Below are 14,811 nucleotides of genomic sequence, written 5' to 3' on the forward strand. Positions count from 1 at the left end.
CGGCTGCGACGAGCCCTGCATTCCTTGCGACGAGCATGCGCGAGGGCGGGCCCAAACAGTATAGGCTTGGTTTGGAAGGAAGCGGCCGATGCCTACGCCACGTCGAGAGATCAACTGGAGCCGGCGGCCGGCGATCGTCTGGCTGACCCTGGTCTTCTGGCTGTTCACCCTTGTCGTCTTCCAGGCCCCGGCCTTGAGGACTGGGCGCGTAACGGTCTGGGAAACGACCGCTTACCTGGGGATCGTCGCCTGTGGCTTCGTCTTTTCCATGGGACTCTACGGCCTTGGCCGCGTGTTGCGCGACGCGGCCGGCCGCACGCGGCTTGGCGTCTTGCTGGCCGCCGCGCTGGTCGCCGCCGTCGTCCATTCCGCGCTCGACCACCAGGCCTTCGTCGTCAGCGCCCGGATTTTCCGGGCGGCGAACCAGTTGCCGGCCCTGATCGACGGCTTCGTCTTCAACATTCTGATCTACGTCTGGATCTACGGCCTCTACGTCGCGGCCATTGAACTTGCGGCCGCGTCGGCCCGCATGCGCGACCAGGAGCGGCGGCTGGCCGCGGCGCAGGCCGCCGCCCAGACCGCCCAGCTCACCGCCCTGCGTTTCCAGATCAATCCCCACTTCCTCTTCAACGCGCTGAACGCGGTCACCGCCCTGATCGGAGCGGACCGGAAGGTCGAGGCCGAGGCGGTGGTCATCCGGCTCTCGGAGTTCTTCCGGGCGTCCCTGACGCTCGCGCCCGGCGACCTCGTCCCCTTGGAGGACGAACTCGACATCACCGGCTCCTATCTCGACATCGAGGCCGCGCGCTTCGGCGACCGGCTGGTGGTCGAGATCGAGTCCGCCGAGCCCCTGCGGCGCGCCATGGTGCCCCATTTCATCCTTCAGCCTCTGGCCGAGAACGCCATCAAGCATGGCGTCGCCCAGGCCAAGCGTCCGGTGACGATCGCGATCCGGGCGCGCGCCTCGGCCGGACGCCTGGTCCTGACCGTCACGGACGATGCGGCGATCGGCCCGGTCCACGCGGCCGCGAACGGCGCCGGCGTCGGCCTTGCCAACGTCCGGGCCCGGCTGGAGGCGCTGTTCGGCGATCGCGGCGGTCTGCGGACCTGCTTGGTCGAGGGGCGATATACGGCTGAGCTGGTCATGCCGCTCCAGATCGACCAGCAGCTCGCAGAGGGAGGTCTGGCGTGCGTATCCTGATCGTCGACGACGAACCGCTGGCCCTGGAGAGGCTGCGGGCATGCCTGGAGCTCATTCCCGAGGTCGAGCTGGTCGGCTCGGCGATCGATGGCGACGATGCGCAGCAGCGGATCGCCGACCTGAAGCCGGACCTCGTTCTCCTCGACATCCAGATGCCGGGACGGAGCGGGATCGCCGTGACGCGAGCGCTCGCCCAGGCGCAGGTTCGCCCTGAGATCGTCTTCGTGACGGCGTTCACCGATTTTGCGCTGGAAGCGTTCGCGCTCGACGCGGCGGACTACATCCTCAAGCCGGTCCGGTTCGATCGCGTGCAGGAGGCGATCCGACGGGCCGGGCGGCGGCTTCAGGCTGCGCGGAACACCGGGATCGGCGGTCCGCCGCTGGTTCCCGCGCCCGTTCCGGACGATCCTGGCTACCACGATGCGTTCTGGATCAAGCAGCGCGACGGCTTCATCCGTCTCGACGTCAACCAGATCCGCCGGATCGAGGCGGCCCGCGACTACGCCCTGCTGCATACCGCCAGCCGGACATACATCTTGCGGACGACGATGGGCGAGCTCGAGCGTCGCCTGAACCCCGCACAGCTCATTCGGGTGCATCGCTCGGCGTTCGTTCGTCTCGACCTGGTTCGGCGCGTGGAGCGGAATGGGCGCAACCTGATGCGGTTGCAAACAGAGGACGGCGCCATGGTCGATGTGGGGGCGAGCTACGCCGCCCGCGTCGTTTCGGCCCTGGGCCTGGACAGGTCGCCGGGCGTCGCGGCCCACTGACAGGTGCTTCGCGCCTCTAATGCCCGCCCTCGACCCACGGCACGCCGGCGGCGACGAAGGCTTCGGCCAGCGCCGCCTCGAGGTCCAGCGCCTCCCAGGCGCGCATCGGATTGAGATGCTCGGTCAGCGCCGGCAGCAGCCGCAACCCGAACCGCCGGGCCGCGCCGCTGGCCTTGTAGCCGGCCTTGTGCTGGTCGAAACGCAGGTCGGGATCGCGCGAGGTCTGGCCGACATAGAGCCCCCACGGGTCGGCCCGCCGCCGGTCGCGCAGCAGCACCACATAGACCGAATGCCCGGCCCCGCGCGCGCCGCGCGTCGTCGCGTTCAGCGTGCGCGCCGCCCGCTTCGCCTTGCCCATCCAGTCCGGCCCGGCCTCGTCGTGGAACATGCTGCGAGCCTAGGCGAGGGGCGGCCTCAGCGGAACTGCTCGGCGATCGGCGTCGGATCGGGCCGCTCGCTCGCCTTGCGCCACAGTACGATCAAGGCTGCAGCGGCCGCGTAGGACAGGATTGCTCCGCCAGTCCAGAATATGCGCGGTTCGGGGGCCGGGCGGTTCGGCGTGAGGGCGGCTTCGATGAATAGCCCGGCCGGATAGGCGTAGATGATGGCCGCGGCGAACGTCAGGAAGCGCGCCCGGGATCGCCCGGCCAGGAACAGAGCCGCCGTTACCGCCAGTAGCCCGATCTTGACCACGCCGCCTACGGCGATCGAGGTCGCCAGCGCGGACTGGTGATCGAGGGGCGAACCCCCGCCGAGAATCGAGCGCGCGCCGGACACGACGCCGAGATTCTGGAGAACAAGCAGCGCCGCCCAGGCACAGGCCGCCACGCGCACAACGGTCTCCAACCGGCCGGCCGGTCGCCGCGGGTCGGCCCGCGGCGCGGCGGCCTCGACGCGATCGAGGATCGCGGCGGCCTCGTCCCGGCCAAGCCGGCTTTCTAGCTCGGCCAGCAAGCTCGCGCGGTCCTGTCCCCGCTCCAGTCGCGCGGCGACAACCTGCGTGAGCTTGCGATTGAAGCCGCTTGGCGACCGGCCGGTCATGGGGCTCTCCGCCGCCTATTTTTCCAACTTCACCTTGGACGCGGTGAAGCGAGCCTCGTCGGCCGGGACCAGCCGGAAGCCGCCGGTGACCAGGCCCATGCGGACGGTCTGTTCGACATAGTAGGTCTGGCCCGGCTCGGCCTCCATCCGCAGGCGGTCCTCGGCCTTGTTCACCGCCATGGGGCCGGTGATGTTGTAGGCGTGGACGCCCGGCTCGACCTCGAGCGCGAACGCGCCGCCGTTGGGCAGGTCGCCCAGGCGCTCGGCGCCCTTGGCCGGCTTGCCGTCATCGCCCACCTCGACGATGTGGTAGGTATAGATCGCGCCGGTCAGACGGCCCGGGCGGAAGAACACGATGCGCGCCTTGCCGTTCGCGGCGTCGGCGGCCGGAGCGGGGGCCGGGGCAGCGGCTGCGGGCGCGGCCTCGGGAGCCGGCGCGGGCGCGGCTTCGGGCTGGGCGTCCTGCGCCAGGCTGGAGGTTCCGAGCGCGAGGGCGAGGCAGGCGCCCGTCGCGAAGATGGCCAGAGCTTTCATGGTGTCGTTTCCCCGGGGGCGGCCGGCGACGCGACGGCCGGAAAATCCACGTCCTCGGCCAGCCGCACCGTCCCGCGGGCGCCGGCAGGTATCTGAATCTCGCCGCCCTCGATCAGGATCGAGGCGACGCCGACATAGGGGACCAGCATCACCCCGGTCGCCAGGTCCACGCGGCTCTTGCCCGCGGCCATCAGCGACATGCCGCGAATGCGCACCTGGCGGCCGGCCAGGTCCAGGCGGCGGGCCGAGATGATCAGCTTGCCCTGCTTGCCGCCCATGCCGGCGCGGGCGGCGTCGATGACCTCGCCCTCGCCCAGGGCGCCGGCGGGCGCCAGTTCGACGCCGCCGCTCACGATCGGCGCGGCCAGCCTCAGGGCGAAGCGGTCGCCGAGCTTGCTGGTGGCGGAACTGAGCGGGTCGACGAGTTCGACCTCGAGCTGGGCGCCGGCCGGCAGACGTACGAACCCCGGCGCCGCCGGGGCCGCGACCGCCGCCGGCGGCGTCGCGATCGCGGCGGCGACCTGGTCGGGCGCCGCCTGCGCGAATACGCTCAAACCTATCAGCACCGCCAGCATCGCCCGGTCTCCCAAGCTTGGCAGTAGCATGGGCGATGGCGCTCGCCAAGGTTGCGGAAGCGCGACCTCTGCGCGCCATCCCTGCGGGCGTGACCCCGCCGTCGGGCCGGTTCCTGGAGGGCGAGGGCGAAAACCTGCCGTTAGAGGGCTTTCGCGACCCTTTCGCGGCCTGCCTGCCGAAAGGAATGATGGAAGGGACCCGCTGCTGCCCGTGGTAGCCCGCGTCCGGGGTTGCGAGCGGCCGAACTCGCCTTTCGGCAGCTTTTCGGAGCGGCCGGCCGCCGCGCTATCGGCAGGATCGGCGGGCGCGATGACGATTGGCCTGGCCGCTGCGACGGCTCCGCCCGCCGCGCCCGGCCCGTTTCCGTTCGCTCACAGACGTTTGATCTGGCATGAAAATTCCAACCGGAGCGCCGCTCGCCGCTTTGGGTTCCCACAGTCGGCTCCAGCCTGGGCCAACTTTTCGTGTTGCGGCGCAAACCTCGCAACGCTTGACTCATACGGGCGTTGGAGTCGTCATAAAGCCGACATGCTGCATTGCGGCATGAGTCCAGTGGAGGCGCTTTTGACGGATTCCCCGTTCGCCTACTCCCTCGCCCACGCCGAGAGCGGCTGGGCGTGGCGGATCTTCGATGAGGACGGCGAGACCATCGCCCAGGGCCTCGACCTGTCGCAATCCGACGCCCAGGCGTCGGTGGAGAGCGCGATTCGCGTTGCGGCGACCGAGGCGCGCCTCTCGGCTTGACGGCTCGCGCCTGAGGCGTTCCTTTCCCTGACAGCGCGGCCGGAAGGGCCGCAAATACCGCTTTAGGGACGCCTCAAGGAATGAAATCCCATCTGCTGGCCGCCACGGCGGTCGCCCTGTTCGCCTTCGCGCCCGCCGCCGGCGCCCAGGGCGCAAAGCCAACCCCGGCCGAAGCCAAGGCCTTCGTCGACAAGGCCGAGGCCGACCTCGCCGCCTTCAACCAGTACGTCGCCAAGTCCTCGTGGGTGCGGGCGACCTACATCACCGAGGATACTCAGTGGCTGGAGGCCAAGGCCACGGCCGAACAGAACGAGCTGACCGCCCGCTACGCGCGCGAGGCGGCCAAGTACGACGGCGTCGCCGTCGATCCGGTCACCGCGCGAAAGCTGAAGCTTCTCAAGCTCTTCCTGGTTTCGCCCGCACCTGACCGGCCGGGCGCCGCAGCCGAGCTGGCGACCATCGCCACCCGCCTGGACTCGACCTTCTCCTCGGGCAAGTTCCAGTACGGCGGCAAGACCCTGACCCTCAACGACGCCGAGGATATCCTGGCCAAGAGCCGCGATCCGGCCGAGCTGAAGGCGGTCTGGGAAGGCTGGCATTCGGTGGCGCCGCAGATGCGCGGCGACTACGCCAAGCTGGCGGCGCTCTCGAACGAGGGCGCCAAGGGCCTGGGCTTCAAGGACACCGGGGCGCTGTGGCGCTCGAACTACGACATGGACCCCGACGCGTTCGCGGCCGAGACCGACCGGCTGTGGAGCCAGGTCGAGCCGTTCTATCGCAACCTGCACTGCTATGTGCGCGCGCGCCTGAACGACAAGTACGGCGATGCGGTGCAGCCGCGGAAGGGGCCGATCCGCGCCGACCTGCTGGGCAACATGTGGGCTCAGCAGTGGGGCAACATCTACGACGTCGTCCAGCCGAAGACTGCGACGTCGAGCTACAGCCTCGACAAGTTGTTGGTTTCAAAGGGTTATGACCCAACCAAAATGGTCAAGACCGGCGAGGGATTCTACACCTCGATCGGCCAGTCGCCGTTGCCGGAGACCTTCTGGCAGCGCTCGATGATCACCCGCCCGAAGGACCGCGAGGTGGTCTGCCACGCCTCGGCCTGGGACCTCGACGACCGCGACGACATCCGCATCAAGATGTGCACCAAGGTCGACGCCGACGACTTCTACACGGTCCATCACGAGCTTGGGCACAACTTCTACCAGCGCGCCTACAAGGATCAGCCGTTCCTGTTCAAGAACGGCGCAAACGACGGCTTCCACGAGGCGATCGGCGACTTCATCGGCCTCTCGGCCCTGACTCCGACCTACCTCCAGCAGATCGGCCTGCTGGACAAGGCGCCGGGCGCGGACGAGGACATCCCCTTCCTGCTGAAGATGGCGCTCGACAAGATCGCCTTCCTGCCCTTCGGCCTGATGGTCGACCGCTGGCGCTGGGAGGTGTTCTCCGGCCAGGCGACGCCGGAGACCTACAACAGCGAGTGGTGGAAGCTTCGCTTGAAGTATCAGGGGCTTACGCCGCCGGCCGAGCGCCCGGCCGACGCCTTCGACGCCGGCGCGAAGTACCATGTGCCGGCCAACGTGCCCTACACCCGCTACTTCCTGGCTCACATCTATCAGTTCCAGTTCCATCGCGCGGCCTGCCGCCAGATCGGCTGGAAGGGGCCGCTGCACCGCTGCTCGGTCTATGACCAGAAGGCGATGGGCCAGAAGTTCAACGCCATGCTGGAGATGGGCGCCTCCAAGCCCTGGCCGCAGGCGATGGAGGCGTTCACCGGCGAAAAGACCGGCGACGCCAGTGCGGTGACCGCGTACTTCAAACCGCTGAACGACTGGCTGACCATTCAGAACAAGGGCGAGTCCTGCGGCTGGTGACGACAGGTCGGGCGCCGAAATATAGCTTCGCCTTAACCGTCTTCGGCGCCCGATCGTTTACCCTGGTCTGGCAAAGTCCCTGAGATTCCTTCGACTTTCTGGGGCTCAGGGCGTGGACAGCTTTAATGTGAAAGCCGCCGAACGCGGGACCGGTGTGGCGCGTTGGCTGCGTGGCGTGGCGCGCGACGAGCGTGGCGCGGCGGCGGTCTTCTTCGCGGTCGGCCTACTGCTCATGGCGCCGGTGACGCTCGGCCTGGTCGACGTCTATATGATCACCACACAGCGCAGTCAGCTGCAGGACGCGCTGGATACCGCGACCCTCTATGCCGCCCGCTCGGACAAGATGACGAGCGCCGACATCCAGATTGTCGGCGACGACGCTCTGCGCGCCAACCTCAAGCTCGCCGACGGCCAGCGCATCACCTTCTCGGAGTTCAAGCTCGACGGGATCAAGGTGATCAGCAAGGCCAAGATCAACCCGCCCAGCATCGGCCCGCGCCTGTGGGACCAGGCCGATATCGAGGCCAACTCGGAAGTCCTGCGCAACTCGAACAACGTCGAGGTGGCGATGGTGCTCGACACCACCGGCTCGATGAGCGCCCAGATGGGCAACCTGCGCACCGCCGCCAAGGACCTTGTCGATCTGGTGATCAAGGATCAGCAGGAGCCCTACTACACCAAGGTCGCCCTGGTCCCCTACGCCGTGGGCGTCAATGTCGGATCCTACGCCAGTCAGGCGCGGGGAACGCCCATCGGCCCGACGGCGGTCCAGTCGATCTATACCGGCAGCAGCAAGATCATGATCAAGTCCGTGGCGCACGGCCATCAGACCGGCGATCGCGTCCTGTTCGAAAATGTCGGCGGTTCGAAGGTCGACGGCGTCTCGATGAACAAGGAGTTCGTCGTCACCCGCGAGACGGCCGATGTCTTCTCGCTCACCGGCTATTCCTCGAGCAAGCTCTCGGGAACCTACAACAACGCCGGTCAAGTCTACTGCCTGAAGGAAGGCTGCCAGAAGCAGTCCTTCACCAACGCCTCGGGGAGCCTGAAGACCTTCGGCATCGGCAACTGCGTGAGCGAACGGATCGGTTCGGACGCTTACACGGACGCCGCGCCGTCGGTGTCGTCGGTGGGCCGCCTCTATGACAGCGGCAGCGGCAATCCGTGCGCCTCGCAGCAGATCGTCCCGCTGTCGTCGAACAAGACCATGCTGAAGGGCCAGATCGACCTGCTGGTCGACGGCGGCTCGACGGCCGGCCAGATCGGCCTGGCCTGGGGCTGGTACATGATCTCTCCGAACTGGAGCTCGCTCTGGACCGGAGCCAGCACGCCGGCCGAGTACAATAAGCCGCAGACCCTGAAGGTCGTCATCCTGATGACCGACGGCGCCTTCAACAGTCCCTATTGCAAGGGCGTGATCGCCAAGGACGCCGGGTCGGGCAGCGGCAGCGCCAGCGACCACATCAACTGCAACGCCACCAACGGCGACCCCTTCGCCCAGGCCGCGACCCTGTGCACCAACATGAAGGCCAAGGGCGTGATCGTGTACACGGTCGGCTTCAACGTCGGCTCCGACGCCGGCGTGAAGAGCCTGATGCAGAACTGCGCGACCTCGGCCGAGTACGTCTACATGCCCTCGAGCGGCGCGGACCTGAAGATCGCCTTCCGCGCCATCGCCCAGGACATCAACTCGCTACGCATCTCCAAATAACGCGGCGAGCCAGTGACGACGACGAACGCGCCGGGCCATGTCCGGCGCGTTTTCGTTTGTCAGGCTGTATGTTCGGGACCTTCGCCGGCCTCGACCTGTTCGGCCTGGGCCGCCAGCTTGGCAAGGCTGGCCGCGTGGCTGTCGCGGGTGATGCGATAGAGCGAGACGCATGCGATGGCCGCGCCGTAGAGCCCGCCCAGCACGAACAGGTAGGTGAGGCCGAGGTTAGAGACCACGCCCTCGCTGACCTGGCCTGGCTTGGCGTTTTGAGGGAAACCGATCGCGAGCAGGATCATGCTCGAGGCGAAGATGCCGACGCCCGAGACCGCCTTCTGCACGAAGGCGGAGGCCGCGAAGAACAGGCCTTCCGAGCGGCGGCCTGTCTGAAGTTCGCTGTCTTCGACCACGTCGGCGATCATCGACGAGATCAGGATCGCCGAAATGATCGAAAAGCCGGTCGAGAACACCGCCTGGACGAACAGGATCGGCAGCAGGGCCGGTGAGCCGTTCTCCGGGAAGACGCCCAGCAGGCGCAGGGCGATCGGGGTGATGGCGATGACGAACGACAGCACCTTGGTCAGCTGGGCGGTCTGTTTCTTGCCGAGCTTTTTGGACAGCGGCGCTGCAAAGCCGAAGGCCAGGGCCGCTGAGATGAAGTTGGCGGCGGCCAGGATGGCGATCTGGCCGGACGGCATCTGCCAGAAGAACGTGTTGAAGTAGAGGTTCAGCGACAGCACCAGGCCGCCGGCCATGGCGTTGAACAGCCCCGCCCCCATCAGGACCAGGAAGGACTTGTGGCTGAGGGTGCCCACCATCTCGCGGGCGAGTTGGCCGAGCGTCAGCTTGCGGGCCGGCGGCACCCGCAGCCGCGGAATCTGGCCGTGTGTGCCCAGGGCCGAGATCATGATCGCCGCGAAGATCACCGCGGCGGCGACATAGCCATAGGTGACGTAGCCGGCCGGGTTGAGCTGGCCGATGGGATGATCGGCGTCGGGGGTGAGAAACACCTTCAGCGCCAGCAGCGTCATGGTCAGCCCGCCCCACCAGGCGAAGAAGTAGCGGTAGGACATGACCTTGGTGCGCTCGTCGTAGTCGGTGGTCAGCTCCGCCGCGAGCGCCGAGGACGGGATCTCGTACATGGTGATGAAGCTGCGGATCACGACCGCCACCACGATCAGGTAGACGAACAGGGCCTCGTGCGACCAGCCCTGGGGCGGGTTCCAGAGCAGCAGATAGGACAGGGCCACCGGCAGGGCTGCGGTATACATGAAGGGATGGCGGCGGCCCCAGCGCGAACGCCAGTTGTCCGACACCTGGCCCATGATCGGGTCGAGGAAGCTGTCGATGATCAGGGCGATCATGATCGCCAGGCCGACGGTGGCCGACGGCAGGCCGACCACCTGATTGTAGAAGATCAGCAGAAGGTACGAGAAGCCCTGGTCCTTGACCCCGAAGGCGACCGAGCCGAAGCCGTAGAAGAACTTGGTGGGGACGCTGAGCTGTCCGCCTTTTTGAGATGTCGGTATGGTCCCGGCCACTTTGCTTTCCTCACCTTCGTTTGAAGATTTGTAGGCTCGATTGGGCGGGCGTGGGAAGAGGCGTCCTCATCCGGCGCTGGCGATCACGGCCTCGGGGGTCGGCTCGTCTTCGCCGACGACCGGGCGGCCCTCCAGGGCCGCGACGTTGCGCTCGTGGGTCTCCTGGTCGATCCGATAGAAGACCAGCACCAGGATCGAGAGCATGTTCATCCCGAAGGTGACCGGCAGGACGATCAGGGCCAGGCGCCGCATGGTCTCGGGCGCTACGGCTCCGGCCGCCGCGTCGGTGGGAAAGGCGACCAGGGTCAGCAGCAGCCCGGCCAGGAAGACCCCGATCCCGGCGGTGAACTTGGGCAGCAGGCCGTTGGCGGCGAACAGCAGGCCCTCGGACCGCACCCCGGTCTTGACCGCTGCATCCTCCACCACGTCGGCGACCATGGACGAGATGACGATGTAGCCCGAGATGGCCAGACTGGTGGCCAGGAAGGCGTCCCCCCAGAGGATGGCGAACACCCAGGGCGAGCTGTTCGGCGGCATCAGGCCGAGCAGGCGCAGCAGGATCGGCAGCGCGGCCGTCACCGTCGCGATCGAGAACAGGCCGAGCATGGCGGCCTTCTTGCCGAACAGCCTGGAGGCCGGGGCGGCCATGGCCACGCCCGAGATCGAAGCCAGCACCGAGGCCAGAGCCAGGTAGGAGATCTGGGCGGCGGTGAGGCCCCAGAATTCCAGGTAGAAGTACTGGCTCAGCGCGCCGTTCATGCCGTAGGCCACGCCCGAGCAGAGGCCCGAGAGCATGACCACCACCAGCGAACGGTTGGAGAGCGTTCCGCCGATCTCGCGCAGCAGCTGGCCGAGCGGCGCCTGGCGTTCCGGCGGCGCGGCCAGATGCGGGATATGGCGGTGGGTCCCCACGGCCGAGACCAGGATCGAGACCGCCATCACCAGGGCGGCCAGGACCCCGTAGTGGGCATAGGCCTCGCGGTTGAGGACCCCGCCGTTCGCGGGGCTCAGGAAGACCTGGTAGAGCACCACGTTCATCCCGAAGCCGCCGATGACGCCAAAGAAGAAGCGATAGCTGAAGAGGCTGGTGCGTTGGTGGTAGTCGCTGGTCAGCTCGGGCGCCAGGGCCTGGCTCGGCACCTCGTAGAGGCTGACGCAGATCCGCATCAGGACCAGGGTTCCCATCAGGTAGAGGCCCACGGTCTGCGGCGGCCAGTCGGCGGGCGAGTTCCAGAAGGCGATGCATGAGGCCGCGACGAGCGGAACCGAGACGTACATCAGCGGATGGCGGCGGCCCCAGCGGGTCCGCAGCTTGTCGGACCACTGGCCGATGGTCGGGTCGATCAGCGCATCGAGGATCAGGGTGGCCATGATCGCCGCTCCGACCCAAAGGGCCGGCAAGCCGACGACCCGGTTCAGATAGGGCTGCAGGACCGAGGAGGAGAGCCCCAGGGTCGCGACCCCGAACGCCACCGACCCGAAGCCGTAGAACATCTTGGAGCGCACGCTGAGCGGCGCAGCGCCGCCGCCGGGGGCCTCAGCCATACCGTTTCCTCCCTTGCGGGCACGCTGCCGGTCTGGCGCCGACGGTCGGATCCCGTTCGAATAGTCGGTATGATTTCGACCGCTGGCAAGCGGCTTTCGTCAGGCCTTGGGCGCCACGGGGCTCAGGTCTCCGGCCGGTCCGCTGGCCGCCGGGGCGCCGGTCTCGATCTGGGCGTCGGTGGTGCGGGCCTCCAGCACGCCTTCCTGAAGCTTGCGCAGGTTCTCCTCGTGCTGGGTCTTGTCGATCCGGTAGAGGAACAGGCAGGTGATGGCCACGGCGTAGAAGCCGCCGATCGTCGGCAGGTAGATCAGGGCCAGGTTGCGCAGCAGCTCCGGATCGACCTGGCCCGGCTTGGCGCCCTGCGGGAAGGCCACGTGGGCCAGCAGCACCCCGGAGACGAACACCCCGACGCCGGAGACGATCTTCTTGAACAGGTTGTCCGCCGAGAACAGCAGGCCTTCCGAGCGGCGGCCGGTCTTGACCTCGGCGTCCTCGACCACGTCGGCGATCATCGACTGCAGCATGACCCCGGTCATCATCGCCATGGCGCCGTTCGCCATGAAGTCGACCACCAGGATGCCGAACAGCAGCGGCGTACCATTCTCGGGCATCAGGCCCAGGATCCGCAGGCCGATGGGCAGCAGCAGGGCGACCACTGCGCCGAAGAACATGGTGATCGCCGCCAGCCGCTTGCCCAATCGCGCGGCGATCTTCGGGGCGGCGACCACGCCGATGACGCTGGCGACCACGCCGGTGACGGTCAGAAAGGCAAGCTGCCCTTGGTTCAGGCCCCAGAAGTAGAGGTTGAAATAGAGCTCAAGCGCGGTCTTCAGCCCCAGCGAAACGTTCATGAACATGCCCGAGACCGTCAGGGCGACGAACGAGCGGTTGTTCAGGGTGGCGCCCACCTCGCGCAGCATGGTCGGGACGGTGATCTTCCGGGTCGGCGGTTTGCGCAGATAGGGGATCTGGTGGTGCGTGCCGGCCGCCGAGATCAGGATGATCGTGAAGATCGTGATCGCCGCGACGATGGAGTAGGTCTGCCAGCCGTTGCGCTCCAGCAGGCCGCCGCTGCCGTCGGCGTGCTTCTTCAGGAACACCTGATAGACCATCAGCTGCATGATCAGCCCGCCGGCCACGCCGCAGAACGAGCGGATGGCGATCATGCTGGTGCGTTGGTTGTAGTCGCTGGTGAGCTCGGCCAGCAGGGCCGACGAAGGCAGCTCGAAGAAGGTGTCGAACAGGCGGATGGTCAGCAGGCAGACCAGCATATAGGCGAACAGCGCCTCGTTCTCCCACCCGACCGGCGGGTTCCAGATCAGGTAGAAGGCGATCGAGACCGGCAGGGCCGCGGCGTACATGAAGGGGTGGCGGCGGCCCCAGCGGCTGCGGGTGTTGTCGGAGATCTGGCCGATCATCGGGTCGATGAAGGCGTCGAAGATCAGCGCGATCATGATCGCCGTCGACACCATGGCCGGCGGCAGGCCGACCACCTGGTTGTAGAACAGCAGCAGAAAGGTCGTGATCCCCCGCTGCTTGATGATGTTGGCGGCTGCGCCCAGGCCATAGAGCGCCTTGGTGCGGAAGGTGATCGGCGGGCGCGGCGGCAGGGCGGCGTCGGTCATGGCGTCGGGCGGTCCTTGCGGAAACTAGGCGCGGCTGGGGGCCGTATCGGCGTCGTTGGCGGCGGCGGAAGAGGCGGTCTTTGAGTCCGGGGCGGGAGGCGGCGGCGCGCCGGCGCGTTCGCGCAGGGTCCGCAGGTTTTCCTCGTGCCGGGCCTTGTCGATGTTGAAGGCGCAGAGGCTGAGAATGCCGAGCCCGAACAGCGCGCCGATCACCGGCAGGTAGATCAGGCCCATGTTGTGGATGATCTCGGGGTCCACCTGGCCGCGCTTGGCGTTCTCCGGAAAGTGGATCAGCGCCAGCACCGTCCCGGAAATGAACACGCCGACGCCCGAGACCAGCTTCTTGAAGAGGTTGTCGGCGCTCATCAGCAGGCCTTCGGAGCGGCGTCCGGTCTTGACCTCGGCGTCCTCGATCACGTCGGCGACCATGGATACCAGCAGCACGCCGGTGCCGCCGGCCAGGGCGGTGTTGATCACCGTCTCGACCACCAGCAGAGCGTAGAGCAGGCCCGTCCCGTTTTCGGGCATCAGGCCGAACAGGCGCGCGACGACCGGGCTGACCCCGACCGCCAGGGCGCTGGCGTAGAGCAGGATCGCGCCGTGCTTCTTGCCCAGGCGCCTGGCGACCTTGGGCGCCGACATCACCCCGACCGCCCCGCCGAGCACGCTGACCGTCACCAGCCCGGCCATCTGCGCCTGGGTCAGCTCCCAGAAATAGAGGCCGAAATAGATCTCCAGCGCGTTGCGGGCGCCGGTGGCGATGGCGATGAACATTCCGGTCAGGGTCGCGACCACGAAGGCCTTGTTGTTCAGGGTCGCGGCGACCTCGGCCAGCATGGCGCGGAAGGTCAGCTTCCGGCTGGGCGGCGCCTGCAGGTAGGGGACCTGGCTCTGGGTGCCCGCGGTCGAGACGATGATGCAGGTGAAGATCAGCAGCGCCGCGGTCAGGGAGTAGCCCCAGTAGCCGTCGCGGGCGAGCACGCCGCCGGTCCCGTCCGGGTTCTCCTTGAGAAAGACCTGGTAGGCCAGGATGGTCATGCCCAGGCCGCCGATCACCGAGAACAGCAGCCGCAGCGAGATCAGGCTGGTGCGCTCGTCGTAGTCCTTGGCCAGTTCCGGGGCGAGTGTGGAGTGCGGCAGCTCGAAGAAGGTGTCGAACAGCCGGACGGTCAGCAGGCAGGCGATCAGATAGGCGACAAGGCGGCCTTCCTCCCAGCCCTGCGGCGGGTTCCAGAGCAAGAAATAGGCGACCGACACCGGAACGGCGGCGGCGTACATGAACGGGTGGCGACGGCCCAGGCGGGAGCGGAAGTTGTCGGAGACCTGGCCGACCAGCGGATCGACGATGGCGTCGAACACCAGGGCGATCATCAGGATGAAGGTCACGGTCTGCGGCGGCAAGCCGACCACCTGATTGTAGAACAGCATCAGGAAGGTCGAGAGTCCGCGCAGCTTCACCGCGTTGGCGACCGCGCCGACGGCGTAGAGCAGCTTGGTCGGCAAGGAGAGGGGCGGGCGGGCCACGTCCGTCATGCCTGGCGGTTCCAGGCGAGGCGCGCGCGGCCGTTGGCCGGCTGGCGGTTCAATACGTCCTCCCTTCCGCGCGAAAATGCTGCGCGGCGTCATTATCGTCGGCCAGACC

General features: G+C 67.6%; 13 protein-coding genes. 5 read left to right on the top strand and 8 right to left on the bottom strand.

The window, feature by feature from the left end; translation table 11 throughout:
- Nucleotides 1-88: 88 nt before the first annotated feature.
- Together ACE3T2_RS07715 and ACE3T2_RS07720 are read left to right on the top strand one after the other, a co-directional pair.
- Complete coding sequence (locus ACE3T2_RS07715) at nt 89-1,201, top strand: sensor histidine kinase (protein WP_374656385.1); 1,113 nt, start codon at nt 89-91, stop codon at nt 1,199-1,201.
- Nucleotides 1,189-1,971 (top strand): LytR/AlgR family response regulator transcription factor, encoded by a 783-nt coding sequence (locus ACE3T2_RS07720; RefSeq protein WP_374656387.1) that lies wholly within the window; start codon nt 1,189-1,191, stop codon nt 1,969-1,971. Before ACE3T2_RS07715 ends, ACE3T2_RS07720 begins: the two co-directional genes overlap by 13 nt.
- 16 nt (nt 1,972-1,987) lie before the next feature.
- On the opposite strand, the gene ACE3T2_RS07725 is transcribed toward ACE3T2_RS07720, so the two are convergent.
- From ACE3T2_RS07725 to ACE3T2_RS07740, 4 genes are read right to left on the bottom strand one after another with little or no spacing between them, the layout of a single operon-like run.
- Nucleotides 1,988-2,359 carry a hypothetical protein gene (locus tag ACE3T2_RS07725; RefSeq protein WP_374656389.1) on the bottom strand — a complete coding sequence of 124 codons (372 nt, stop codon included), beginning with the start codon at nt 2,357-2,359 and terminating at the stop codon, nt 1,988-1,990.
- Nucleotides 2,360-2,385: 26 nt separating this feature from the next.
- Nucleotides 2,386-3,012: a hypothetical protein gene (locus ACE3T2_RS07730; protein ID WP_374656391.1), complete on the bottom strand. Its 627-nt coding sequence runs from the start codon at nt 3,010-3,012 to the stop codon at nt 2,386-2,388.
- A 15-nt stretch (nt 3,013-3,027) separates the two neighbouring features.
- Nucleotides 3,028-3,546, bottom strand: a complete 519-nt coding sequence (locus tag ACE3T2_RS07735) for a hypothetical protein (protein ID WP_374656393.1) — start codon at nt 3,544-3,546, stop codon at nt 3,028-3,030.
- On the bottom strand, nt 3,543-4,151 hold the full coding sequence (locus ACE3T2_RS07740; RefSeq protein ID WP_374656395.1) for a hypothetical protein: 609 nt from the start codon (nt 4,149-4,151) through the stop codon (nt 3,543-3,545). Before ACE3T2_RS07740 ends, ACE3T2_RS07735 begins: the two co-directional genes overlap by 4 nt.
- Before the next feature lie 535 nt (nt 4,152-4,686).
- On the opposite strand from ACE3T2_RS07740, the gene ACE3T2_RS07745 reads away from it, so the two are divergent.
- The 3 genes from ACE3T2_RS07745 (at nt 4,687) to ACE3T2_RS07755 (ending at nt 8,460) form a co-directional block, all read left to right on the top strand.
- Entirely contained in the window at nt 4,687-4,866 is a 180-nt protein-coding gene (locus ACE3T2_RS07745) for a hypothetical protein (RefSeq protein WP_374656397.1), read from the top strand.
- An 80-nt stretch (nt 4,867-4,946) separates the two neighbouring features.
- A complete protein-coding gene (locus ACE3T2_RS07750; protein WP_374656399.1) occupies nt 4,947-6,749 on the top strand; it encodes a M2 family metallopeptidase in 1,803 nt (600 codons plus the stop codon).
- Between the two features lie 112 nt (nt 6,750-6,861).
- Complete coding sequence (locus ACE3T2_RS07755) at nt 6,862-8,460, top strand: pilus assembly protein TadG-related protein (protein ID WP_374656401.1); 1,599 nt, start codon at nt 6,862-6,864, stop codon at nt 8,458-8,460.
- 59 nt (nt 8,461-8,519) lie between these two features.
- Here the strand turns inward: ACE3T2_RS07755 and ACE3T2_RS07760 are convergent, their stop codons facing one another.
- The 4 genes from ACE3T2_RS07760 to ACE3T2_RS07775 all read right to left on the bottom strand — a co-directional run bounded on the left by ACE3T2_RS07760 (nt 8,520) and on the right by ACE3T2_RS07775 (nt 14,702).
- Entirely contained in the window at nt 8,520-9,998 is a 1,479-nt protein-coding gene (locus ACE3T2_RS07760) for an MFS transporter (RefSeq protein ID WP_374656403.1), read from the bottom strand.
- A 66-nt stretch (nt 9,999-10,064) separates the two neighbouring features.
- Entirely contained in the window at nt 10,065-11,543 is a 1,479-nt protein-coding gene (locus ACE3T2_RS07765; protein ID WP_374656405.1) for an MFS transporter, read from the bottom strand.
- Nucleotides 11,544-11,642: 99 nt separating this feature from the next.
- Nucleotides 11,643-13,169, bottom strand: a complete 1,527-nt coding sequence (locus ACE3T2_RS07770) for an MFS transporter (RefSeq protein ID WP_374656407.1) — start codon at nt 13,167-13,169, stop codon at nt 11,643-11,645.
- A 24-nt stretch (nt 13,170-13,193) separates the two neighbouring features.
- Nucleotides 13,194-14,702: an MFS transporter gene (locus ACE3T2_RS07775; RefSeq protein ID WP_374656410.1), complete on the bottom strand. Its 1,509-nt coding sequence runs from the start codon at nt 14,700-14,702 to the stop codon at nt 13,194-13,196.
- Nucleotides 14,703-14,811 lie beyond the last annotated feature (109 nt).

Source organism: Phenylobacterium sp. (assembly GCF_041919955.1).
In the GTDB taxonomy this organism is placed as follows: Bacteria; Pseudomonadota; Alphaproteobacteria; order Caulobacterales; family Caulobacteraceae; genus Phenylobacterium.

Excerpts from the sequence above, each read along its gene's own strand:
- ACE3T2_RS07770 (WP_374656407.1), bottom strand. The coding sequence starts at position 13,169 with ATGACCGACGCCGCCCTGCCGCCGCGCCCGCCGATCACCTTCCGCACC.
- ACE3T2_RS07730 (WP_374656391.1), bottom strand. The coding sequence starts at position 3,012 with ATGACCGGCCGGTCGCCAAGCGGCTTCAATCGCAAGCTCACGCAGGTT.
- ACE3T2_RS07715 (WP_374656385.1), top strand. The coding sequence starts at position 89 with ATGCCTACGCCACGTCGAGAGATCAACTGGAGCCGGCGGCCGGCGATC.
- ACE3T2_RS07735 (WP_374656393.1), bottom strand. The coding sequence starts at position 3,546 with ATGAAAGCTCTGGCCATCTTCGCGACGGGCGCCTGCCTCGCCCTCGCG.
- ACE3T2_RS07765 (WP_374656405.1), bottom strand. The coding sequence starts at position 11,543 with ATGGCTGAGGCCCCCGGCGGCGGCGCTGCGCCGCTCAGCGTGCGCTCC.
- ACE3T2_RS07740 (WP_374656395.1), bottom strand. The coding sequence starts at position 4,151 with ATGCTACTGCCAAGCTTGGGAGACCGGGCGATGCTGGCGGTGCTGATA.
- ACE3T2_RS07725 (WP_374656389.1), bottom strand. The coding sequence starts at position 2,359 with ATGTTCCACGACGAGGCCGGGCCGGACTGGATGGGCAAGGCGAAGCGG.
- ACE3T2_RS07750 (WP_374656399.1), top strand. The coding sequence starts at position 4,947 with ATGAAATCCCATCTGCTGGCCGCCACGGCGGTCGCCCTGTTCGCCTTC.
- ACE3T2_RS07775 (WP_374656410.1), bottom strand. The coding sequence starts at position 14,702 with ATGACGGACGTGGCCCGCCCGCCCCTCTCCTTGCCGACCAAGCTGCTC.